We start from the raw sequence: 21,147 nt of genomic DNA, 5'->3' as shown, positions 1-21,147 counted from the left end.
GTCGTCGCCGGTCGCGGATCCGGCATCCCCCGAGCCGGCCGCGACCGGACGTTCTCAGCTCGCGGCGAGCGCCGCTGCGATGATGTCGATGCCCTCGTTCAGCAGCTCGTCGCCGATGGACAGCGGCGGCAGGAAGCGGATGACGTTGCCGTAGGTGCCGCAGGTCAGCACGATCACGCCCTGAGCGATGGCCGCTTTCGCGACAGCCGCGGTGAGGGCCGCATCCGGGGCGTTCGTCTGCGGGTCGACGAACTCGGCAGCGATCATCGCGCCGTGACCGCGCACGTCGCCGATGCGGGGATCCGCGGCCTGCATCGCACGCAGGCGATCGCTGAGCAGACGGCCGATCTGCTGCGCGCGCTCGATCACGCCGTCGTTCTCGAAGACGTCGATCGCGGCGAGCGCCGCCGCGCAGGCGATCGGGTTGCCGCCGTAGGTGCCGCCGAGGCCCCCGGCGTGCGAGGCATCCATGACCTCGGCGCGGCCGGTGACCGCCGCGAGAGGGAGGCCGCCGGCAATTCCCTTGGCCGTGGTGATGAGGTCGGGCTCGACGCCGAAGATCTCGCTGGCGAACATGTGACCGGTCCGGGCGAAGCCGGTCTGCACCTCGTCGGCGATGAACACGACGCCGTTCGCCGTGCACCACTCGGACAGCGCCGGGAGGAAGCCGTCGGCGGGCACGACGAAGCCGCCCTCGCCCTGGATGGGCTCGATGATGATCGCGGCGAGGTTGTCAGCGCCGATCTGCTTCTCGATCTGCAGGATCGCACGCGCCGCAGCCTCGGAGCCGGCGAGCCCGTCCCGGAACGGGTACGACATCGGCGCGCGGTAGACCTCAGGGGCGAATGGGCCGAAGCCACTCTTGTACGGCATCGACTTGGCAGTCAGCGCCATGGTGAGGTTGGTGCGGCCGTGGTACCCATGGTCGAAGGCGACCACGGCCTGGCGACCGGTGTGCTTGCGAGCGATCTTGATCGCGTTCTCGACCGCCTCGGCGCCGGAGTTGAACAGGGCGCTCTTCTTGGCGAAGTCGCCCGGGGTGAGGCGGTTCAGTGCCTCCGCCACCGCGATGTATGACTCATACGGCGAGATCATGAAGCAGGTGTGCGTGAACTGCGCGGCCTGGGCGGCGACTGCTGCGGCGATCTTCGGATGAGCGTTGCCGACGGTCGTCACGGCGATGCCGGAGCCCAGGTCGATGAGCGAGTTGCCGTCGGCGTCGACGACTATCCCGCCGCCCGCAGCCACGGCCGCCACCGGCACGGTGTGTCCGACGCCGGCGGGGACGGCATCCGCCTTGCGTGCGAGAATCTCGGCTGAGCGCGGGCCGGGCAGGTCGGTGATCAGGCGACGCTCCTGAGGAAGGCCGGGGCCGCCAAGAGGAAGCGCTGGTGCGTCGGTGTCGAGAAGTGCCATGTTCGCGAGCGTAGACCGCCTGGTGAACCGATGCATTCGCCGCTCAGTACAATCCCTGGAGAGGATTCGCCGTTTCGTACAATTACTCCGGATTGAGAGGATGCCCGTGGACCAGCCCACTCTGCGCGCGCTGCTGGGTCGTCGCGACCTCGGCCTCCGACTCGTCGGCGATGAGAACGCTCTGGCCGACGGGGCCCTGGACCGGCCGCTTCGATGGGTGCACTCGTCGGATCTCGCGGACCCCACCCCGTTCCTCGCGGACGATCTCACGCTGCTCACGACGGGCAGCCAGCTCGGCGACGACGATGCCGACGCCTACATCGCGCGCCTCGCCGGACGCGGGATCGTCGGTCTGGGGTTCGGCACCGGTGTGAAGCGTCCGGTCGTCCCGAACGCCCTGGTCGCCGCGTGCGCGCGGGCGGGGATCCCGCTCTACGAGGTGCCATACGACACCCCGTTCATCGCCGTGGCCCGCGCTCATGCCGAGGCGATCGCCGCGCAGACCTACGCCCGCCGCACCTGGGCGCTGGATGCCCAGCGCGCCCTTGCGATCGCAGCGCTGCGCCCCCGCGGGCTCGACTCGACACTCTCCGAGCTCGCCAAGCGACTCGAGCGGTGGGTGGGGATGTTCGATGCGACCGGTCTGCTGGTGCACGAGCATCCGCAGGGGGACCTCGGCGCGGACGACCTCGAGGCGCTCGGCGCGCGGGCTGCCGAGCTCATCACGCGCGGCGGGCAGGCCGGGCAGTCGCTGACTCTCGGCACCGAGTCGTTCACGCTGTTCACGCTCGGGCGCTCAGGGCACCTCCGCGGTGTCATCGCCATCGGAACGGCCTCGCTCGACGCCGAAGCTCGGGCGGTGGTCACCTCCGTGATCGCCATGGCCGGCCTGGCCCTCGAGCAGAACGAGCAGCTGGCCCGCAGTCGGCGGCGCCTCCGGTCGCAGGTGCTCGCTTCGCTGCTGCTCGACGACCCGACCCTGGCTCGTCGAGTACTCGGATCGGTTCCCTCCGCTCCCGTGGTGATCGGCGTCGCAGACCCGGATGCTCCGGAAGACGCGATCGCGGACTGGTGGGAGCGCCGGCGCACCGAGGACAGCACGGCGATGTTCGGCGGCACCTCCGAGGCCGGGATCTCGATGGTCGTCTCGGCCGAGGACGCCGGGCTCTTCGACGACCTCGCCGAGCGGTTCGGCATCCGTGTCGGCGTCTCGGAGCCCGCCCGCTACGACGCGTTCTCGCGCGGGCATGCGCAGGCGGTCGAGGCTCTGCGGCATCGAGGTCCGGCCGCGGAGGGTGCGGGAGCCGTGCGCTATTCGGACACAGTGGCCGACAGCATCCTCAGCTCACTCGTCACCGACGACGCCCGACTTGTGGCGGAGTCGCGTCTGGCACCGCTGCGCGCCGACGGACGCGAACTCGAGGCATCGCTGCGCGCCTGGCTGCAGCACGACGCGCGGCTGGAGGCGGCGGCACTAGAACTCGGCATCCATCGCCACACCCTGCGCACGCGCGTCGCACAGGCCTCGAGCCTGCTCGGCATGGACCTGTCGACCTTTCCCGCCCGAGCTGAACTGTGGGCGCTGCTGCAGGCGGCGCCGGCTCGCGATGGGGCGGGCGCGTAGCTATCACCGCGGCGCGTGCGCCTCGAGGAACTCGTACACGTCCGTCGTGTCGACGCCGGGGAACGATCCGGTCGGCAACGTCGCGAGCAGCGTGCGCGGGGTCTTCACGTTCGGCCAGGACTGCTCGCGCCAGCGCTGCTCGAGGTCTGCCGGAGCCCTGCGGCAGCACACCTCGACCGAGTGCTTCGAGACGCCGCGGTGCGCGGTGTCTCGGCCGACGAACCACTTCGTGTCGTCGAACCGCACACCGACGCTCACCGAGTGCAGCCCCTCGCTGGACGCCTCCACCCTGGCCGTGCACCAGTAGGTGCCGTTGCCGGTGTCGGTGTACTGGTAGTACGGGTTGAAGCGGTCGTCCTCGTCGAACACGACCCGGCTCGTCCAGCGGCGGCAGCACATCTGGCCCTCGATGGCCCCCAGCCGATCCGTCGGGAAGTTCACGTCGTCGTTCTCGTACGCTTTGGTGATCGTGCCGGACTCGTGCACCTTCAGGAAGTGCACCGGAATGTCGAGGTGCCGCGTGGCGAGATTCGTGAACCGGTGCGCCGCCGTCTCATACGACACCGAGTACGCGTCGCGCAGATCCTCGATCGAAATCGCCCGACGCTCCTTGGCGGCCTTCAACGACGGCACGACGTGCGCCTCGGGGATCAGCAGCGCGCCTGTCAGGTAGTTGGTCTCCACACGCTGACGCAGGAACTCGGCATAGCTGCGCGGTTCTGCGTGGCCGAGGATGCGGCTGGAGAGCGCCTGCAGCACGGCGGTACGGGCATCGCCCTTCGCGGGGATGCTGCTCGACAGATACAGTCTCCCGTTCGCGAGATCGGCGACGCTGCGCGTCGTCTGCGGCAGGTCGGGCGCGTAGTGCAGCGTGAAGCCCAGGTAGGCGGCGATCTCGGATGCCGTGCGCTGCGTCAGCGGTCCACCGGGGTGGCCCACCGCGCTCAGGATCTCGGCGGCGCGCTTCTCGAGGTCCTCGAAGTGGTTGTCCTGGCTGCGCATGAGGTGGCGCAGTTCGACGTTCGCGCGCCTGGCCTCCTCCGGGGTCGCGGCACGCTCGTCCCTGAGCCGGTCGATCTCGGCGTGCAGCGCGAGCAGCGCCTGCAGCGCTTCGGTCGGAACGGCCTTCGCGATGCGGAAAGGCTCGATGCCGAGCGCCTGGAACGTCTGCCCCTTCATCGCGCGTTCGAGTGCGATCTCGACGGTGCTGCGCTCATCGAGCGGCTCGCCCTCCAGCAGCGCGTCGATGCCGACGCCGAGTGCCCGCGCGATCACCTGCAGCTGAGTGAGCTTCGGCTCACGCTTGCCGGTCTCGATCATCGACATCTGGCTGGGCGCGCGATCGACGGCCGATGCGAGGTCGTCGAGAGTCATCCCGCGCGCCGTGCGCAGCTGGCGGATGCGGCGGCCGATCGTGAGGGCATCGGTGTCTTCTGCAGCTTCAGCGGTGCTCATGGCGCTGATTCTGTCACAAAAGCAGAAGTTCAGAAATTCTTCTCCTCGGATTCGTGCGGCCGGAGGGTCGAACTTCACTCAGAGTGGTGTCAAGCCTCTCCACGGCCCCCGCTTCCACAGAAGCATCCGGCCCTCAAGACAACAGCATCCGTCTCGACGCAAAGGATTCCGATCATGACCACTCCCACCGCTCCCCCGACCACCGCTCCCACGCAGACGATTCAGCAGGGCCCGACGCTCACCGTCACCGGCCCGACGCGTGACCGGTTCGACGAGATCCTCACGCCGGACGCGATCGCCTTCCTGACCGAACTCCACCACCGCTTCGCGAACCGTCGCCACGACCGGATGGCCGACCGCCTGCGCCGCCGGTTCGAGATCGGCAGCGGCCAGGACCCGCAGTTCCGCGACGACACCCGGCACATCCGCGAGGACGCCGACTGGCGCGTCGCCGGAGCCGGCCCTGGGCTCGAGGACCGCCGCGTCGAGATCACCGGCCCCACCGACCCCAAGATGACCATCAACGCACTGAACTCCGGTGCCAAGGTATGGCTCGCCGATCAGGAGGACGCCACCAGCCCCACCTGGCAGAACGTTATCGGCGGCCAGATCTCGCTGCGCGACGCCATCCGCGGCGAACTCAGCTTCACCTCCCCCGAGGGCAAGACCTACGAGGTCACCGCCGAGCGGACGCCGACGATCGTGATGCGCCCCCGCGGCTGGCACCTCGTCGAGAAGCACCTGACGTTCATCGATCGCACGGGCCGCAGCATGGCGGCATCCGGATCGCTCGTCGACTTCGGCCTGTACTTCTTCCACAACGCCGAGGCGCTGATCGCGAACGGCCGCGGGCCCTACTTCTACATCGCCAAGCTGGAGTCCAGCGAAGAGGCCAAGCTGTGGGACGACGTGTTCACGTTCGCCGAGGATTACATCGGAATCGAGCACGGCACGATCCGCGCGACGGTGCTGATCGAGACGCTGCCCGCCGCGTTCGAGATGGACGAGATCCTGTACGAGCTGCGCGATCACTGCGCGGGTCTGAACGCCGGACGCTGGGACTACATCTTCTCCATCATCAAGAACTACCGCGGACGCGGGGCGCGCTTCGTGCTCCCCGATCGCAGCGAGATCACGATGACGGTGCCGTTCATGCGCGCCTACACCGAGCTGCTCGTTCAGACCTGCCACAGGCGGGGCGCCTTCGCGATCGGCGGCATGAGCGCCTTCATCCCGAACCGTCGCGACCCCGAGGTGACGCAGAGCGCGATCGAGAAGGTCTCAGCCGACAAGAAGCGCGAGGCCGGCGATGGCTTCGACGGCACCTGGGTGGCGCACCCCGATCTGATCCCCACCGCCCGTGCGGAGTTCGACGCCGTGCTGGGTGACCGCCCGAACCAGATCGATCGTCAGCGCGACGACGTGCACGTGCAGGCATCCGACCTGCTCGATCTGCGCATCGGCCGCCCGATCACGGCGGCGGGCGTTCGCGGCAACGTGTCGGTCGCCATCCGCTACATCGAGGCATGGCTGCGGGGTCTCGGCGCCGTCGCGATCGACAACCTCATGGAGGATGCCGCGACCGCGGAGATCTCGCGCTCGCAGGTGTGGCAGTGGATCCATCAGGACCGCTCGACCGACGACGGCACCCGCATCACCCCCGAGTACATCGAGGGGCTGATCACCGAGGTGCTGGAGGAGGCGACGCGCTCGGCCGGCGACCGCTTCGACGACGCGGCGGAGATCTTCCGCGAGGTCTCGCTGGGTACCGAGTTCCCCGCGTTCCTCACGCTGTCGGCCTACTCGAAGTTCCTGGTGGAGGAGGACTGACCGCGATCGCCAAAGGTTGGCTTCGACTCGCCTACGGCTCACTCAACCCGTTTCGTCTCGCTCCGCTCGCTCAACGCCCCGTGGGTATCCCTGCGGGGCGTTGAGCGAGGGAGCGAAGCGACGGAGACGAAACGGATTGAGCGAGCGGAGCGAGACGAAATCAGATCTCGCCGGCGGCGACCGTCTCGGCGAGCGCGTGCACACGTACGAGGTGGTGGGCGGCGTAGAAGTCCGCATCAGTGAGACGGGCGGCATCCGCTTCGTCCGGCGAGGAGTGCGCGGTGATCGCCACGACGGCGAGGGCGTGCATCCATCCGCCGGCGAGGGTGCCGAGCAGCATCAGGTACGGCACGCTCACGGCAGAGGCATCGCGACCCGGCCCGAACGCGAGCACGGCGTCGGTGGCGCGGCGTGCGGCGTCCAGCCCCCGGCCGAGGCGGTCGGCGAGACGAGCTGAGAGGTCTCCCCCGTCCGCCGTCAGCGCCCGCACAGTCTCGTCGATCTGCGCGAACAACTCGGCGACGGTCGCACCCTGATCACGCAGCACCTTGCGACCGATGAGATCGTTCGACTGGATCGCAGTCGTCCCCTCATAGATCGGGATGATGCGCGCGTCGCGGTAGTGCTGGGCGGCACCGGTCTCCTCGACGAAGCCCATACCGCCATAGACCTGGATGCCGTCGCTGGTGACGTGCAGCGCCTCCTCGCTCGCCCATCCCTTGAGGATCGGCACGAAGAGCTCTGCCATCCGGAGCACGTCCTCGTCGCTCTCCGCCCGGTCGAACAGGTCACCCACGTAGACCGCGAGCGCCCGCATCGCGAAGACCTGGCTCGACATGGAGCGCAGGATGCGGCGCACGTCAGGGTGCTCGGCGATCGGCGCGCCGGCAGCGCGCCCCTGCACCGGCCCCTGCAGACGCCCCGCGGCGTAGGCGGCAGCACCCTGGTACGCGCGGTCGGAGACACCCGTCGCCTGATGGCCCATACCCACGCGGGCCGAGTTCATCATCACGAACATGCCGGCGAGGCCTCCGTGCAGCTCGCCGACGAGGTACCCGGTGGCGCCCTCGTACGACAGCACGCAGGTGGGACTGGCGTGGATGCCGAGCTTGTGCTCGATCGCTACGGTCTCAATGCGATTGCGCTCACCCAGCGAACCGTCGGGCCCGACGAGCACGCGTGGCGCGACGAACAGCGAGAGCCCCTTGGCGCCCTCAGGGGCTCCCGGCGTGCGGGCGAGCACGAGGTGCACGATGTTCGGTGCTGCGTCGTGGTCGCCCCAGGTGATGAAGATCTTCTGGCCGCTGATCGAATACGTGCCGTCTTCACGCGGCGTCGCCGTCGTCCGGATCGCGCCGAGATCCGTGCCGGCCTCGGGCTCGGTGAGGTTCATCGTGCCCGTCCACTCGCCGCTGACCAGTTTCGTCAGGTAGGTCTCGCGCAGTTCGTCAGATGCCGCCGCATCGAGCGCGTGGATGGCTCCTGCGCCCAGCATCCAGCACAGCGAGAAGGCCATGTTCGAGGCGTTCCAGATCTCACCGAGCCCGGCTCCCACCGACTCAGGCAGTCCGTCGCCCCCGGCCGACTCGGGCGCCGTCGCGCTGACCCAGCCGGCCTCGACGAGCGCCTGATAGGCCTCGGCGAAGCCCGCCGGCAGATGCACCTCGCCGTTCTCGAGGCGCGCACCGATCTGGTCGCCCGGGCGGTCGAGCGGTGCGAGCACTTCGGCAGCGAACTCGCCGGCGCCGGCGATGATCTCGACGGCGTCGTCAGCAGTGATCGCGCCGCCGGATGCCGCGGCGACGATGTCGCGGCCGAAGACCTCCCGGTAGAGGAACGCGTAGTCGGAGACGGGCGGGATGTAAGCGCTCATCGTTCACTCCTGAGTAGACAATTCGAGACTGCGATTCAGCATACCTGGCACTGAGTCTCACACCAAGAACTGACTGATCTCGAGCATCGATGCGTCACTTCGTCGACCACTGCGCCCTGCCCGCGTCGTACGGTGCGTGATTCCGCCAACCGCCCGAGACACCCGAGTACCATCTGAGGTGTGACCGAACGCGCACCACTCTCCCGCAAACTGTCCGCCATCGCCGAGTCGGCGACCCTCAAGGTCGATGCCAAGGCCAAGGCGCTGAAGGCCGAGGGCAAGCCCGTCATCTCGTACGCCGCCGGCGAGCCGGATTTCGCGACGCCGCAGTTCATCGTGGATGCCGCCGCCGAGGCCCTCGCCGATCCGGCGAACTACCGCTACACCCCCGCTCCCGGTCTGCCCGCACTGCGCGAGGCGATCGCCGCGAAGACGCTTCGGGACTCCGGGCTGGAGGTCGCGCCCACGCAGGTGATCGTCACCAACGGCGGCAAGCAGTCGGTCTACCAGGCGTTCCAGGCCGTGGTGAACCCCGGCGACGAGGTGCTGCTGCCGGCTCCGTACTGGACCACCTACCCCGAGGCGATCCGACTCGCCGACGGCACGCCGGTCGAGGTGTTCGCCGGCGCCGACCAGAACTACAAGGTCACCGTCGAGCAGCTCGAGGCTGCCCGAACCGAGCGCACCACGGTGCTCGTGTTCGTCTCACCCTCGAACCCGACCGGCTCGGTGTACACCGCCGAAGAGACCAAGGCGATCGGCGAGTGGGCCGTCGAGCACGGCATCTGGGTCATCTCCGACGAGATCTACCAGAACCTCACCTACGAGGGAGTGAAGGCGACCTCGATCGTCGAGGCGGTGCCGGATGCCGCGGGCCAGACGATCCTCGTCAACGGCGTCGCCAAGACCTACGCCATGACCGGCTGGCGAGTGGGCTGGATGGTCGGACCGGCCGACGCAATCAAGGTCGCCGGCAACCTGCAGTCGCACCTGACGAGCAACGTGAACAACGTCGCGCAGCGCGCGGCGGTCGCGGCACTGTCCGGGCCCCAGACCGAAGCCGAGCAGTTCCGCGAGGCGTTCGACCGCCGGCGCCGGCTCATCGTGTCGGAGCTGTCGAAGATCGACGGTGTCCGGGTTCCGAACCCGCTGGGCGCCTTCTACGTCTACCCGGACGTGCAGGGCCTGCTCGGCCGAACGTGGGCGGGTAAGACCCCGACCACATCGCTCGAGCTCGCCGACCTCATCCTCGACGAGGCCGAGGTCGCGGTCGTCCCCGGTGAGGCCTTCGGACCTTCGGGGTACCTGCGCCTGTCGTACGCCCTCGGCGACGACCAGCTGCTCGAGGGCGTGCAGCGCCTGCAGCGCCTGTTCGCGTAGCGGCGGTCCCTTCGCGCCGCCCGCACCCTGGGCCGTGAGAATTGCTCTGCCGCTTGAGAATTGCCGTGCCACGCGCATTCTCGCGCCGCAAGGCAATTCTCACCAGCGGTCAGGCCTCCTGGTAGCCGATCAGCCAGCGGATGCCGTAACGATCGGTGACCTGGCCGTCGAAATCGCCCCATTGGCGCTTCTGGAGCGGGTCGGTGATGGCGCCGCCCTCCGCCAGCGCGGCGAACCACTGCTGCAGGGTTCCGGACTCGGCGGTGCCGAGCAGTGAGAACGTCGCGCCGACGATGTGCACGGCATCCTGGTCGCCCGCGGCATCCGAGGCGAACAGATCGACGGCCCCGCTCAGCTGGCCGTGCGCGATCGCATCACCGGGCCCGTCAGTGCGGCCGAACTGCTCGTAGGTGAGCAGCTGCAGCTCACCTCCGAACACATCGCGGTAGAAGGCGAGCGCCTCTGCGGCATTGCCGGGGAAGAACAGGTACGGGACGAGTCCGCTCATCCCGCGAGTGTAGCCGGACTACAGCTCGACGCCGACGAGCACGGGCTCTGGCTGCAGCAGCAGGCCGAACTCGGAGTGCACGCGCGCCTGGATGTAACGGGCGAGCTCCGCCAGCTCTCCCGCTGTCGCTCTGCCGCGATTGGTGAGGGCGAGCGCGTGCTTCGTCGAGATCCCGGCGCGCGAGCGGGGCAGCCGGAACCCCTTGGAGATCCCGGCGTTCTCGATGAGCCAGGCGGCGCTGACCTTGACCTCGGGCCTCACACTCGGGGTGGGCGCGATGTAACCGTCGAACGACTCGAGCGGGATCACCGTGGCCGCATCGAGGTCGGGCTGCACGGGCCACCGCGGGCACTCCGGCGGCAGCTGCGCGGCGACGGTCTCGGGCACGATCAGGTTCTGGAAGAACGAGCCGGCGCTGTTCGTGTCGGGATCCTCGGGATCGAGCAGCATCCCCTTCGCTGCGCGGGTGGTGAGGATCTGTTCGCGCACGTGGCTCAGCGGCACCATCCCGTCGCCCGTGATCCCGAGGGCACGGCGCAGCTGGTCGCCGCCGATCGCGCGGCCGGCTTCGCCGGCCTCGGCGAGATCGAGCGTCACGGTGAGGATGACGGCTCGCCGGATCGGCGCGCCGCCGTAGTGGTGTTTGAGGACCGAGGTGCGGAACCCGAGCCCCAGTTCGGATGCCGGGACCGTCTGGACCTCGCCGGTGGACTCGTCGATCAGTTCGACCTCGACGAGGGTCTCCTGGATCTCCTGCCCGTACGCGCCGACGTTCTGGACGGGTGCCGCGCCGACCGTGCCGGGGATGCCGCTCATCGCCTCGATGCCCGCGAGCCCCTGCTCGACGGTGTACGCGACGAGTTCGTCCCAGTTGTGCCCGGCCTGCACCCGGAGGCGTGTGCGACCGGCGTGCGGGGACGGCAGTCGGTCGATGCCCGTGGTGAGGATGCGGATCACGGTGCCGTCGAACGGCTCGTCGCCGACGAACAGGTTCGAGCCGCCGCCGAGCACGAACCACTCGTCGTTGCGCGACCACACCTCGCGGAGGGTCTCGACGAGCTCGTCCGCGGTCGTGGCATCCAGCATCCGCTCCGGCGCGGCGCCGGTGCGCAGGGTCGTGAGTTCCGCGAGCGGGATCGGGGTGATCGCCGTCATCGGAGCGAGACGCGCAGCTGCGCCTTGACGAGGACCGTCGTGTCGGCGTGCTTCACCGTGAGATCGATGCGCGCGGAGGTCTCGTCGACGGCGCCCACCTTCGCGAGCACCGAGACGTCGGCGCCGCTCTCGGGATCGACGACGACCGGGCGCGTGAATCGCACGCCGTACTCGGTGATCGTCGCTCCCGCGTCGAGCGCGGAGACGACGACCGAAGAGGCGAGGCCCATGGTCAGCATCCCGTGGGCGAGGACGCCCGGCAGCCCGACGGATGCCGCGACGTCGTCGCGGTAGTGAATGGGGTTGAAGTCCCCCGAAGCGCCGGCGTAGCGGACGAGCGATTCGCGGGTGAGGTGGACGGCGCGCTCGGCGATCACGTCTCCGACGTTGTAGCTCATGCGGCGCTCTTCTCTTCGGAGCCGACCAGCAGCACGCTGGTGGCTGTGACGACGTGGGAGCCTTCGGCATCCGTGATCTCGGCTTCGCTCGTGATCATCGCGTTGCCTGCCATCATCCGGATGCCAGTGACCTTCAGCCGCCCTGTGAGCTCGTCGCCCGCGACGATCGGCTTCGAGTACGTGAACTTCTGCTCGGCGTGGATGGTGCGGGCCAGCACGATCCCGGAGTCGGGTTCCGACAGCAGCTGCTGGAGTGTGAGGTCCTGGATGACCATGGCGAACGTGGGCGGTGCGACGACGTCTGCGTGTCCGAGAGCGCGAGCGGCCTCGACATCGGTGTGCAGCGGAGCGTCGGCGAATACGGCACGCGCGAACTCGCGCACCTTCTCGCGGCCGACGAGGTACGGCGGTGTCGGCGGGAACTCGCGGCCGACCAATTCGGAATTCACAGGCACCAGATGAGTCTACCGACCGCTCCCTGAACGCTCGGCGCCCGTAGCCCTGGGAAAGGCCGATGCCCGCGCCGGTTGCCGGCGTCGGGGCTCAGCGCCCGCGCATGCGAAGCGCCTTGATCGTCATCTGCACGGCGATGAAGGCGAGATATGCGGCAAAGAGCATGTTGCCGGCGAACGGGTCGATGAGCGTGGCGAGCCATGCGCCCAGCGCCGTCATCGTGCAGGCGGAGACGCCGATGATGAGCGCGGCGAGCAGGTCGACGTTGCGGTGGCGGAGGTTGCCGATCGTGCCGGACAGCGCCGTGGGGATCATCATCAGCAGCGACGTGCCCTTGGCCTCGAGGTCGCTGGTGCCGAACGCGAGCATCAGCACGGGCACGACGATGACGCCTCCGCCGACGCCGATGAGCCCGGCGAGCACGCCGGTGCCCACGCCGACGAGGGCGAGCGCTGCGCCGTTGATCCAGCCGAGTTCGAACACCGCATCTCGCGACGGGATGACGAGAAAGAGGCTGATGATGACGATAACGAGGAAGCCGACGAAGCCCCAGCGCAGAGCGCTCTGCGAGATGCGCGGCAGCAGACGTGTGCCGATCTGCGCGCCGATGACGGCGCCGGCGGCGAGGATGATCGCGGGGATCCAGGCGACCGAGCCGTGCACCGCGTAAGAGATCACGCCGATGCTCGCGGTCGGCACGATGGCGGCCAGCGAGGTGCCGGCGGCAAGACGCTGGTCGAAGTGCAGCATGAGCACGAGCAGCGGGACGATGACTGTTCCGCCGCCGACGCCGAAGAGTCCCGACAGGAGCCCGGCGATCAGGCCGATGAAGATGAAAGTCAGGTAAGCGCGCGGGCCACGGACCCTCGCGTCCTGAAGTTCACTCACTCGCGCAAGCCTACCGCCCGCGGCATCCGTCCTGGACATGCGAGAAGACCCGCCCATCCCCACGGGATGGACGGGTCTTCTGCGAAGCGCAGTCTTACTCGGACTTCTCGTCGGCAGGCGCCTCGACGGCGTCCTCGGCGGCAGCCTCAGCGGCTGCGCCTTCCTCCTGCGACTCGGCGCCCGCGTCAGCGGCATCCTCGGCGGGAGCCTCCTCGGCCGGCTTCTCTTCGACCTTCTCAGCCTTCGGAGCAGCCTTCTCAGCCTTCGGGGCAGCCTTCTTGGCCTTCGGGGTGACGGGCTCGAGGACGAGCTCGATCACGGCCATCGGGGCGTTGTCGCCCTTGCGGTTGCCGACCTTCGTGATGCGGGTGTAGCCACCCTCGCGCTCGGCGACGAGCGGTGCGATCTCAGCGAACAGGATGTGCACGACTTCCTTGTTGCCGAGGATCGACAGCACCCGGCGACGCGCGTGCAGGTCGCCGCGCTTGGCGAAGGTGATCAGACGCTCAGCGAGCGGACGCAGGCGCTTGGCCTTGGTCTCGGTCGTCTTGATCGACTTGTGGGTGAAGAGGGCCGATGCGAGGTTGGCAAGCAACAGGCGCTCGTGGGCGGGGCCGCCTCCGAGGCGGGGACCCTTGGTGGGCTTAGGCATATTCGTCTAACTCCTGGTCAGATATTCGGGAAGGTCAGAAGGACTCGTCTTCGCCTGCGCCGTAGAAGTGGGCGCCGTCGAAACCGGGCACCGAATCCTTGAGCGACAGACCGAGCGAGATGAGCTTGTCGCGCACCTCGTCGACCGACTTCTGGCCGAAGTTGCGGATGTTCATGAGCTGCGTCTCCGACAGCGCCACGAGCTCGGACACCGTGTTGATGCCCTCGCGCTTGAGGCAGTTGTAGGAGCGGACCGACAGGTCGAGGTCCTCGATCGGCATCGACAGCTCGCTAGAGAGAACGGGCTCGACAGGCGCCGGGCCGATCTCGATGCCCTCGGCCTCGACGTTCAGCTCGCGAGCGAGGCCGAACAGCTCGGTCAGGGTCTTCGCGGCCGATGCGACGGCGTCACGCGGGAGGATCGAGTTCTTCGTCTCGACGTCCAGGATGAGCTTGTCGAAGTCGGTGCGCTCACCGGCACGAGTCGCCTCGACGCGGTAGCTGACCTTGAGGACCGGCGAGTAGATCGAGTCGACGGGGATCTGCCCGGCCTCGGCGTACTCGTTGCGGTTCTGGGTCGCCGACACGTAGCCACGGCCACGCTCGATGGTGAGCTCGAGCTCGAACTTCGCGGTGTCGTTGAGAGTCGCGATGACGAGGTCGGAGTTGTGCACCTCGACGCCGGCCGGAGCCGAGATGTCAGCCGCGGTCACTTCGCCGGCACCGGTCTTGCGCAGGTACGCCGTGATGGGCTCGTCGCGCTCGGACGACACGACCAGCTGCTTGATGTTGAGGATGATCTCGGTGACATCCTCCTTCACGCCCGGGATCGTGCTGAACTCGTGCAGGACACCGTCGATGCGGATGCTGGTGACAGCAGCGCCGGGGATCGACGAGAGCAGGCTGCGACGGAGCGCGTTGCCGATGGTGTATCCGAAACCGGGCTCGAGCGGCTCGACGATGAACCGGCTCCGGTTCTCGGCGATCTTTTCCTCGGTCAGTGTGGGACGCTGTGCAATGAGCACTCTGTGTTCCTTTCGATCACATGCCCGCTATATGACATGTGGTGGGTGAGGTCTTGAGTTGTGGAAGTCAATGCCCTGAACGGGCGGAGCGAGGGATGCGTGACGCATCCCTCGCAACACCGGATCAGACGCGGCGGCGCTTCGGCGGGCGGCAGCCGTTGTGCGCCTGCGGCGTGACGTCCTGGATCGAACCCACCTCGAGGCCGGCGGCCGTGAGCGAGCGGATCGCGGTCTCGCGGCCGGAGCCCGGACCCTTCACGAAGACGTCGACCTTCTTGACGCCGTGCTCCTGAGCCTGGCGGGCGGCCGACTCGGCAGCCATACCAGCGGCGTACGGGGTCGACTTGCGCGAGCCCTTGAAGCCCACGCCACCGGACGAGGCCCAGCTGATGACAGCGCCGGACGGGTCGGTGATCGAGACGATCGTGTTGTTGAACGTCGACTTGATGTGGGCCTGGCCCAGCGCGATGTTCTTCTTCTCCTTGCGGCGCGGCTTGCGCGCGGCGGCCTTAGGTGCAGCCATGAAAGTTTTCTCCTATTCCCTGGCCGCTGCTTAGCGGGCCTTCTTCTTGCCGGCGACGGTGCGCTTCGGGCCCTTGCGGGTACGGGCGTTGGTCTTGGTGCGCTGACCGCGGACCGGGAGGCCACGACGGTGGCGGATGCCCTCGTAGGAGCCGATCTCGACCTTGCGGCGGATGTCTGCGGCGACCTCGCGGCGCAGGTCACCCTCCACCTTGTAGGTGCCTTCGATGTGATCGCGGAGTGCGATGAGCTGGTCGTCGGTGAGGTCCTTGACGCGGATCGACTCGTCGATCTCGGTGGCCTTGAGGATCTCGACCGAGCGGGTACGGCCGACGCCGTAGATGTAGGTAAGGGCGATCACCACGCGCTTGTCGCGCGGGATGTCAACGCCGGCAAGACGTGCCATGCGGTATCTCCTGGGATGAGTAGAGGTGTGGAGCAGAATGTGGACCCGGGCCTCTGTCCCGAGGTGTCCCCCGCTTCCGCGGGTTCTTGATCCTGCCTGTTCAATTCCGGCCGTTGAGCGAGCGAAGCGAGACGAAACGCTTTGACCGGGCGATATTGAGTTGTCTGTCGATCTGGTCGATCAACCCTGGCGCTGCTTGTGGCGCGGGTTGCTCTTGCAGATCACCATGACGCGGCCGTGACGGCGGATCACCTTGCAGTGATCGCAGATGGGCTTGACGCTGGGGTTGACCTTCATTGTGTTTCCTGTTCGCTGTCTTCACCGGGCAGGCGGGAGCGCCTGGGGTGTTACTTCTCGACCGATCAGCGGTAGCGGTAGACGATGCGACCGCGGGTGAGGTCGTAGGGGCTGAGCTCCACGACCACGCGGTCCTCGGGGATGATGCGGATGTAGTTCTGCCGCATCTTTCCGGAGATCGTGGCGAGCACCTTGTGTCCGTTGGTGAGCTCAACGCGGAACATCGCGTTGGGCAACGCCTCGGAAATGACGCCCTCGATCTCGATGACACCGTCTTTCTTAGCCATAGCCTCGCTGACGCTTCTGCAGACCGGTCGATCTGCGGTGGATGGATGATTGTGATGCCGCACTGGACGGACACGCCGAAACCGGGCGCAAGGCACCAACGGTCTATCTTATCTGCTCGTGGGCGCTGCGGCAACTCGGTGCGTACGATAGCGGGCCGCTCCCGAAGGAACGGCCCGCCGCTGCAGTGTGTGGGATCAGCCGAGGATCTCGGCGAAGCGGGCGCCGATCTCGGAGTTCTCGATGCGCTCTCCGTCGATCTCGACGGTCGGAGTGCCCTGGATCTCATGTTCGTCGGTCTGCGAGGCGACGAAACGCTTGTAGGTGCCGTCGGTGATGCAGCCCGCCGCGTCGCCGGCGCCGGCCTGCTCGGCGAGGGCGATGAGCTCGTCGTCGCTCAGGCCTGCTGAGTTCTCGGCCGGCTGGTTCTCGAACAGCGCGTTGAAGAAGTCGAGCGTGGAGTCGGGGGCCTCGGCGGCGACGCAGTAGACCGCGCTGCCGGCACGAGTGGAGAACTCGGTGTTCTGGGAGAGGCGGTCGAGGATCGAGACGGGGTGGATGTTCAGCGTGATCTCGTCTGCCGCTGCGGCATCCTGCAGTGCCGTGCCGTAGGTGTCTTCGAAGTCACCGCAGATGGGGCACATGAAGTCGACGAACGTGTCGATCTCGGTGTCACCCTCGCCGAAGCTGATGGCGCCCGTCTCCTCGTTCACGATCGCGCTCTGCGGAGCCGTACCCGGCGCGCTCGCCTGGTTGTTGAGGAAGACGACCAGACCGCCGAGGGCCACGAGGACCACGACGACGGCGATCGAGATTCCGATGGCGAACCAGTTGGTGTTGCTCTTGGCAGCAGCGGCCATGCTCTTCCGTTCTCTCAGGGCCCGCGCTGTGAGCGGGTCCGGGCAAGGGGGTACCCCAATCTTCCCGCGCCATCCTATGCCCCGCTTGTGAGCCCCCGTCTCTCGTTTCCGCGAGACGGAGTTTGCAGCACGAAACGGGTGGCAGGAACCCCGGTCTCGTGCAGCAAACCCCGTCTCGTGTCAGGAGCGTCGGCGCCACGGCTTGGCGCGCGGGTTGATGCGGAGAGTGGCGAGCATCGCGGGCTGGGGCGGCTCGACCACGCGGACACCCGCGGCGCAGAGCGCTTCGCACATGGGCGTCACCCTCCAGGCGTCGCGCAGCTCCCATCGCGCGAACGGATGCCGGTTCCTGCGCAGCCGATCCTCGCGACGCTTCTCGGCCTTCAGCCGTTCGCGGGCCTCTTCGGGGCTGTCGAGTTCGTACTTCCCCCAGCCGTCGGACTCCCCCACTGCGCCACAGGATGCGAAGTAGAAGTCCGTTCGGTCCTCATGCCCCTCGTATCTGAACACACGCTGCAGCTCGGGACGCTCGAACCCACTCCAGAGCATCACGGCGCGACTGACGCTCTCGGCCGGCGACTCCGCGCGCTCGTCGGCGTTCTCCCACACCCACCGCATCCGCGCCCTGCCCCGCTGATTCTGCTGTGCGAGCCCGCGATCGAGCAGTTCGTCCAGCGCGACCGCGCCGCCCTGGACGAGCGAGATCGCAGCATCCGTCATCGCCAGTGCATGGGCCGGTTGCGCGACCCGCGCAAGATCCACGATCGTGTCGCGCAGGCTCGTGACATGGATGCCGTCGATGAGCACGATCTCGCGCAGATCACCGCTTGTGTGGGTGAGTGCGTCCGCGTGGCGCCAGGTCTTGGTGAGATCTGGGCCGTACAGGTGGATGTCCTTGGATTCGTCGAATCCCGGGATGCCATGGATGACTGCAGCGGACTCCATGCAGAGCACGGCGTCCGGATGCATCCGCAGGTACGCATGCACGCGGACGGCGTATCGCGACCAATCCGAAAGCGCTGCATAGGCCGCCGCATCGACGTACACACCCTTGCGCACTCGCGTCCATGCCGGCGTGCGCAGGCGGATTCCGAGCATTCGCGCCTCGGCGACGGTGTGCAACGGCAGTGGCGAGACGAGTTGTGCGCGATCAGAGAGGAGCAACGGCATCCGCTCATAGTGCCGATGCGGACCGCGTTCCAGACGCTACTCACGCGCGTATCCCCTCGATCTGTGGAGAACAAGTGCCCAGCACACGAAACGAGGTTTGCGGCATGAGACGGCCGCCTGCACCCGCAGTCTCGTGCTGGAAACCCCGTCTCGTGGGGCGGGCGGGGCAGGTGGGGCGGGCGCTAGGCGGGGCGGACGGGGGTGATGCCGAAGGGGGCGAGACCGGCAGCGCCGCCGTCGGGCGCGGTGAAGACCCAGATGCCATCGGCATGCCGGGCGACGCTGTGCTCCCAGTGGGAGCCGTCGCTGCCGTCGACGGTCGAGACAGTCCAGTCGTCTTCCTCGACCAGCGTCTGCTCGGAACCGGCGGTGACCATCGGCTCGATCGCGAGCACGAGGCCCGGTTTCACCTCGGCGCCGGGGTCAGGCGTGCGGTAGTTGAAGACGCTGGGTGCTTCGTGCATCTTGCGTCCGATGCCGTGCCCGACGTACTCACGCAGAATGCCCCAGTCCCCACCGGCCGCCGGTGGGTTCGCCTCGAGGTACTCCTGGATGGCCGCACCGATGTCGCCGAGGTGACGAGCGGATGCCATCGCCGCGATCCCCGCCCACATCGAACCCTCGGTCGCTGCCGACAACTCCGAACGAGCAGCGATCAGCTCAGGCCGGGACGGATCCGGCACGATGAACGTCCGCGCGCTGTCGCCGTTCCAGCCCTGGAACTGCGCGCCGCTGTCGACCGAGACGATGTCGCCCGGTTCCAGCACGCGAGACCCCGGGATGCCGTGCACGACCTGCTCGTTCACCGAGATGCAGGTGGCGTGGTGGTATCCCCGCACGAGCTTGAAGTTCGACTCGGCCCCGCGCGACGCGATCACCGCGGACGCCGCGGCATCCACCTCTGTGGTCGTGGCACCCGCCCGGATCGCCGTGCCCGCGGCATCCAGCGACGCCGCGGTGATGAGCCCTGGTTCGATCATCGCCCGCAGCTGCGCGGGAGTCTTGTAGATCGAGCGGCGGAACACGTGTCAGGCCGCGAGCGTCAGGCCACGCGCGCGCAGCGCCGACATGATGCGCTCGGTGATCTCGTCGAGCGAGCCGACACCGTCGATCCGGTCGACGATGCCGCGCTCGCCGTAGACGGCGAGGATCGGTGCGGTCTCGTTCTCGTAGATGTCGAGGCGGTGCGCGATGGCCTCTTCGGTGTCGTCCGAACGGCCCTGCTCGTCCGCGCGCAGCTTCAGTCGCGCGATGCTCTCATCCCGAGGGACATCCAGCTGGATGACGGCATCCAGCGCCTCACCGCGTGCGGTGAGGAACTCTTCGAGGTGCCCGACCTGCGCGGCGTTGCGGGGGTAGCCGTCCAGCAGGAAGCCATTCGCGGCGTCGTCCTGCGACAGCCGGTCGCGCACGATCTCGCCCGTCAGCTCGTCCGGGACGAGATCTCCGCGATCGAGGATCGCCGTCACTTGCTGCCCGAGCTCGGTTCCGCCCTTGATGTTGGCGCGGAAGATGTCACCGGTCGAGACGACCGGGATGCCGAAGGCCTCGGCGATGCGCACGCCCTGCGTGCCCTTGCCCGAGCCCTGCGGGCCGACGATGAGAAGTCGTGCGGATGCTGTCAACGGAGAAGCCCTTCGTAGTGGCGCTGCTGGAGCTGTGCGTCGATCTGCTTGACCGTCTCGAGACCCACGCCGACGATGATGAGGATCGACGCGCCGCCGAACGGGAAGTTCTGGTTGGCGTTGACGGTCGCAAGTGCGATCAGCGGGATCAGCGCGATCAGACCCAGGTAGATCGATCCGGGGAACGTGATGCGGGTGAGCACGAAGTCGAGGTACTCGGCCGTCGGACGCCCCGCGCGGATACCGGGGATGAACCCGCCGTACTTCTTCATGTTGTCGGCGACCTCGACAGGGTTGAACGTGATCGCGACGTAGAAGTAGGTGAAGCCGATGATCAGCAGGAAGTACGCCGCCATGTAGAGCGGGTGGTCGCCCGTGGTGAAGTACTGCGAGACCCACACGACCCACGCGGCCGGCTCAGAGCCGTCCTGGGGGGTGTTGAACTGCGCGATGAGCATCGGGATGTACAGCAGCGACGACGCGAAGATGATCGGGATCACGCCCGCCATGTTCACCTTGATCGGGATGTACGTGTTCGTGCCGCCGTAGGTGCGCCGGCCGACCATGCGCTTGGCGTACTGCACGGGGATGCGCCGCTGCGACTGTTCGACGAACACGACGAGCCCTGTGACGACGACGCCGATCGCGAGCACCAGCAGGAAGACCTCGAACCCGTTGGTCTCGAAGATCGTCCACATGGCCGAGGGGAAGGTCGCGGCGATCGAGGTGAAGATGAGCAGCGACATGCCGTTGCCGATACCCCGCTCGGTGACGAGCTCGGCGAACCACATGATGAGCCCGGTGCCGGCGGTCATCGCGATGATGATGAGCAGCTGCGCCCACCACACGTCGTTCGTCAGCAGCTGCTGGCAGGCGGCGATGTCGGTGGTGCCGAACAGCTGACCGCTGCGCGCCACCGTCACGAGGGTCGTCGACTGCAGCAGTGCAAGCGCGATCGTGAGGTAGCGGGTGTACTGGGTCAGCCTGGCCTGGCCGGCCTGGCCTTCCTTGTGCAGCGCCTCGAAGTGCGGGATGACCACGCGCAGCAGCTGGGTGATGATCGTCGCCGTGATGTAGGGCATGACACCCAGGGCGAAGATCGACAGCTGCAGCAGCGCGCCGCCCGAGAACAGGTTGACCAGACTCAGCAGTCCTTCGGTGCCTGCATTCAGACGCAGACACTCCTCGACGTTCGGGAAGTGCACGAACGGAGCCGGAACGTGGGAGCCGAGCCGGTAGATGGCGATGATCGCCAGCGTGAAACCGATCTTCCGACGCAGGTCGGGGGTGCGGAAGATCCGCGCGATAGCGCTAAACAAGGGCGTT

22 protein-coding genes are annotated in these 21,147 nt (G+C 67.8%); 3 read left to right on the top strand and 19 right to left on the bottom strand.

Translation table 11 applies throughout. From position 1 onward, the window contains the following. Nucleotides 1-54: 54 nt before the first annotated feature. Nucleotides 55-1,416, bottom strand: a complete 1,362-nt coding sequence (gene gabT, locus IM776_RS03775) for a 4-aminobutyrate--2-oxoglutarate transaminase (RefSeq protein WP_194421702.1) — start codon at nt 1,414-1,416, stop codon at nt 55-57. A 100-nt stretch (nt 1,417-1,516) separates the two neighbouring features. Here gabT and IM776_RS03770 point away from each other — a divergent pair, with 100 nt between their 5' ends. Next, nucleotides 1,517-3,040, top strand: coding sequence for a PucR family transcriptional regulator (locus IM776_RS03770; RefSeq protein ID WP_194421701.1), 1,524 nt, complete (start codon nt 1,517-1,519; stop codon nt 3,038-3,040). A gap of 3 nt (nt 3,041-3,043) precedes the next feature. On the opposite strand, the gene IM776_RS03765 is transcribed toward IM776_RS03770, so the two are convergent. Beyond that, nucleotides 3,044-4,495 (bottom strand): helix-turn-helix domain-containing protein, encoded by a 1,452-nt coding sequence (locus IM776_RS03765; RefSeq protein WP_194421700.1) that lies wholly within the window; start codon nt 4,493-4,495, stop codon nt 3,044-3,046. Between the two features lie 174 nt (nt 4,496-4,669). On the opposite strand from IM776_RS03765, the gene aceB reads away from it, so the two are divergent. Next, nucleotides 4,670-6,325, top strand: coding sequence for a malate synthase A (gene aceB, locus IM776_RS03760; protein WP_194421699.1), 1,656 nt, complete (start codon nt 4,670-4,672; stop codon nt 6,323-6,325). Nucleotides 6,326-6,485: 160 nt separating this feature from the next. Here aceB and IM776_RS03755 read toward each other — a convergent pair whose 3' ends face one another. Then, on the bottom strand, nt 6,486-8,198 hold the full coding sequence (locus IM776_RS03755; RefSeq protein WP_194421698.1) for an acyl-CoA dehydrogenase family protein: 1,713 nt from the start codon (nt 8,196-8,198) through the stop codon (nt 6,486-6,488). Between the two features lie 180 nt (nt 8,199-8,378). On the opposite strand from IM776_RS03755, the gene IM776_RS03750 reads away from it, so the two are divergent. After that, complete coding sequence (locus IM776_RS03750) at nt 8,379-9,578, top strand: pyridoxal phosphate-dependent aminotransferase (RefSeq protein WP_194421697.1); 1,200 nt, start codon at nt 8,379-8,381, stop codon at nt 9,576-9,578. Between the two features lie 109 nt (nt 9,579-9,687). Here IM776_RS03750 and IM776_RS03745 read toward each other — a convergent pair whose 3' ends face one another. The 16 genes from IM776_RS03745 to secY all read right to left on the bottom strand — a co-directional run bounded on the left by IM776_RS03745 (nt 9,688) and on the right by secY (nt 21,140). After that, nucleotides 9,688-10,086 (bottom strand): VOC family protein, encoded by a 399-nt coding sequence (locus tag IM776_RS03745; protein ID WP_194421696.1) that lies wholly within the window; start codon nt 10,084-10,086, stop codon nt 9,688-9,690. An 18-nt stretch (nt 10,087-10,104) separates the two neighbouring features. Beyond that, entirely contained in the window at nt 10,105-11,241 is a 1,137-nt protein-coding gene (locus IM776_RS03740; protein ID WP_194421695.1) for a UDP-N-acetylmuramate dehydrogenase, read from the bottom strand. Next, a complete protein-coding gene (locus tag IM776_RS03735) occupies nt 11,238-11,639 on the bottom strand; it encodes a MaoC/PaaZ C-terminal domain-containing protein (protein ID WP_194421694.1) in 402 nt (133 codons plus the stop codon). Before IM776_RS03735 ends, IM776_RS03740 begins: the two co-directional genes overlap by 4 nt. Then, nucleotides 11,636-12,094, bottom strand: a complete 459-nt coding sequence (locus tag IM776_RS03730; RefSeq protein ID WP_194421693.1) for an FAS1-like dehydratase domain-containing protein — start codon at nt 12,092-12,094, stop codon at nt 11,636-11,638. The genes IM776_RS03735 and IM776_RS03730 overlap by 4 nt, the downstream gene beginning before the upstream one ends. 88 nt (nt 12,095-12,182) lie before the next feature. Continuing rightward, the gene (locus IM776_RS03725) at nt 12,183-12,980 is read right to left on the bottom strand and encodes a sulfite exporter TauE/SafE family protein (protein WP_228479904.1); all 798 of its coding nucleotides are present in this window, start codon (nt 12,978-12,980) and stop codon (nt 12,183-12,185) included. 94 nt (nt 12,981-13,074) lie between these two features. Next, nucleotides 13,075-13,632 carry a 50S ribosomal protein L17 gene (rplQ, locus tag IM776_RS03720; protein ID WP_194421691.1) on the bottom strand — a complete coding sequence of 186 codons (558 nt, stop codon included), beginning with the start codon at nt 13,630-13,632 and terminating at the stop codon, nt 13,075-13,077. A gap of 34 nt (nt 13,633-13,666) precedes the next feature. Further along, nucleotides 13,667-14,656 carry a DNA-directed RNA polymerase subunit alpha gene (locus IM776_RS03715; protein WP_194421690.1) on the bottom strand — a complete coding sequence of 330 codons (990 nt, stop codon included), beginning with the start codon at nt 14,654-14,656 and terminating at the stop codon, nt 13,667-13,669. Between the two features lie 124 nt (nt 14,657-14,780). Beyond that, nucleotides 14,781-15,179 (bottom strand): 30S ribosomal protein S11, encoded by a 399-nt coding sequence (rpsK, locus tag IM776_RS03710; protein WP_033106075.1) that lies wholly within the window; start codon nt 15,177-15,179, stop codon nt 14,781-14,783. A gap of 30 nt (nt 15,180-15,209) precedes the next feature. Beyond that, on the bottom strand, nt 15,210-15,584 hold the full coding sequence (gene rpsM / locus IM776_RS03705) for a 30S ribosomal protein S13 (protein WP_194421689.1): 375 nt from the start codon (nt 15,582-15,584) through the stop codon (nt 15,210-15,212). 180 nt (nt 15,585-15,764) lie between these two features. Beyond that, entirely contained in the window at nt 15,765-15,881 is a 117-nt protein-coding gene (rpmJ, locus tag IM776_RS03700) for a 50S ribosomal protein L36 (RefSeq protein ID WP_005050492.1), read from the bottom strand. A gap of 65 nt (nt 15,882-15,946) precedes the next feature. Beyond that, nucleotides 15,947-16,168, bottom strand: a complete 222-nt coding sequence (gene infA / locus IM776_RS03695) for a translation initiation factor IF-1 (RefSeq protein ID WP_028496510.1) — start codon at nt 16,166-16,168, stop codon at nt 15,947-15,949. A 195-nt stretch (nt 16,169-16,363) separates the two neighbouring features. Then, entirely contained in the window at nt 16,364-17,026 is a 663-nt protein-coding gene (locus tag IM776_RS03690; RefSeq protein WP_194421688.1) for a DsbA family protein, read from the bottom strand. 180 nt (nt 17,027-17,206) lie between these two features. After that, the gene (locus IM776_RS03685; protein WP_194421687.1) at nt 17,207-18,196 is read right to left on the bottom strand and encodes a hypothetical protein; all 990 of its coding nucleotides are present in this window, start codon (nt 18,194-18,196) and stop codon (nt 17,207-17,209) included. Between the two features lie 182 nt (nt 18,197-18,378). After that, on the bottom strand, nt 18,379-19,221 hold the full coding sequence (gene map, locus IM776_RS03680) for a type I methionyl aminopeptidase (RefSeq protein ID WP_194421686.1): 843 nt from the start codon (nt 19,219-19,221) through the stop codon (nt 18,379-18,381). A gap of 3 nt (nt 19,222-19,224) precedes the next feature. Continuing rightward, complete coding sequence (locus tag IM776_RS03675; protein WP_194421685.1) at nt 19,225-19,821, bottom strand: adenylate kinase; 597 nt, start codon at nt 19,819-19,821, stop codon at nt 19,225-19,227. Beyond that, the gene (secY, locus tag IM776_RS03670; RefSeq protein WP_194421684.1) at nt 19,818-21,140 is read right to left on the bottom strand and encodes a preprotein translocase subunit SecY; all 1,323 of its coding nucleotides are present in this window, start codon (nt 21,138-21,140) and stop codon (nt 19,818-19,820) included. Before secY ends, IM776_RS03675 begins: the two co-directional genes overlap by 4 nt. Between the last annotated feature and the right edge of the window lie 7 nt (nt 21,141-21,147).

The sequence above is a fragment of the Microbacterium abyssi genome (assembly GCF_015277895.1).
GTDB lineage: Bacteria > Actinomycetota > Actinomycetes > Actinomycetales > Microbacteriaceae > Microbacterium > Microbacterium abyssi.
The sequence above is the reverse complement of the archived record's forward strand: the minus strand, read 5'-3'. Positions and strand labels throughout refer to the sequence as shown.

Bases quoted from the DNA above. Each gene is read 5' to 3' on its own strand.
- IM776_RS03735 (WP_194421694.1), bottom strand. From the start codon at position 11,639: ATGAGCTACAACGTCGGAGACGTGATCGCCGAGCGCGCCGTCCACCTC.
- IM776_RS03765 (WP_194421700.1), bottom strand. From the start codon at position 4,495: ATGAGCACCGCTGAAGCTGCAGAAGACACCGATGCCCTCACGATCGGC.
- rpsM (WP_194421689.1), bottom strand. From the start codon at position 15,584: ATGGCACGTCTTGCCGGCGTTGACATCCCGCGCGACAAGCGCGTGGTG.
- IM776_RS03740 (WP_194421695.1), bottom strand. From the start codon at position 11,241: ATGACGGCGATCACCCCGATCCCGCTCGCGGAACTCACGACCCTGCGC.
- aceB (WP_194421699.1), top strand. From the start codon at position 4,670: ATGACCACTCCCACCGCTCCCCCGACCACCGCTCCCACGCAGACGATT.
- IM776_RS03690 (WP_194421688.1), bottom strand. From the start codon at position 17,026: ATGGCCGCTGCTGCCAAGAGCAACACCAACTGGTTCGCCATCGGAATC.
- rpmJ (WP_005050492.1), bottom strand. From the start codon at position 15,881: ATGAAGGTCAACCCCAGCGTCAAGCCCATCTGCGATCACTGCAAGGTG.
- IM776_RS03685 (WP_194421687.1), bottom strand. From the start codon at position 18,196: ATGCCGTTGCTCCTCTCTGATCGCGCACAACTCGTCTCGCCACTGCCG.
- IM776_RS03745 (WP_194421696.1), bottom strand. From the start codon at position 10,086: ATGAGCGGACTCGTCCCGTACCTGTTCTTCCCCGGCAATGCCGCAGAG.
- IM776_RS03770 (WP_194421701.1), top strand. From the start codon at position 1,517: ATGCCCGTGGACCAGCCCACTCTGCGCGCGCTGCTGGGTCGTCGCGAC.
- IM776_RS03755 (WP_194421698.1), bottom strand. From the start codon at position 8,198: ATGAGCGCTTACATCCCGCCCGTCTCCGACTACGCGTTCCTCTACCGG.
- rplQ (WP_194421691.1), bottom strand. From the start codon at position 13,632: ATGCCTAAGCCCACCAAGGGTCCCCGCCTCGGAGGCGGCCCCGCCCAC.
- rpsK (WP_033106075.1), bottom strand. From the start codon at position 15,179: ATGGCTGCACCTAAGGCCGCCGCGCGCAAGCCGCGCCGCAAGGAGAAG.
- infA (WP_028496510.1), bottom strand. From the start codon at position 16,168: ATGGCTAAGAAAGACGGTGTCATCGAGATCGAGGGCGTCATTTCCGAG.
- gabT (WP_194421702.1), bottom strand. From the start codon at position 1,416: ATGGCACTTCTCGACACCGACGCACCAGCGCTTCCTCTTGGCGGCCCC.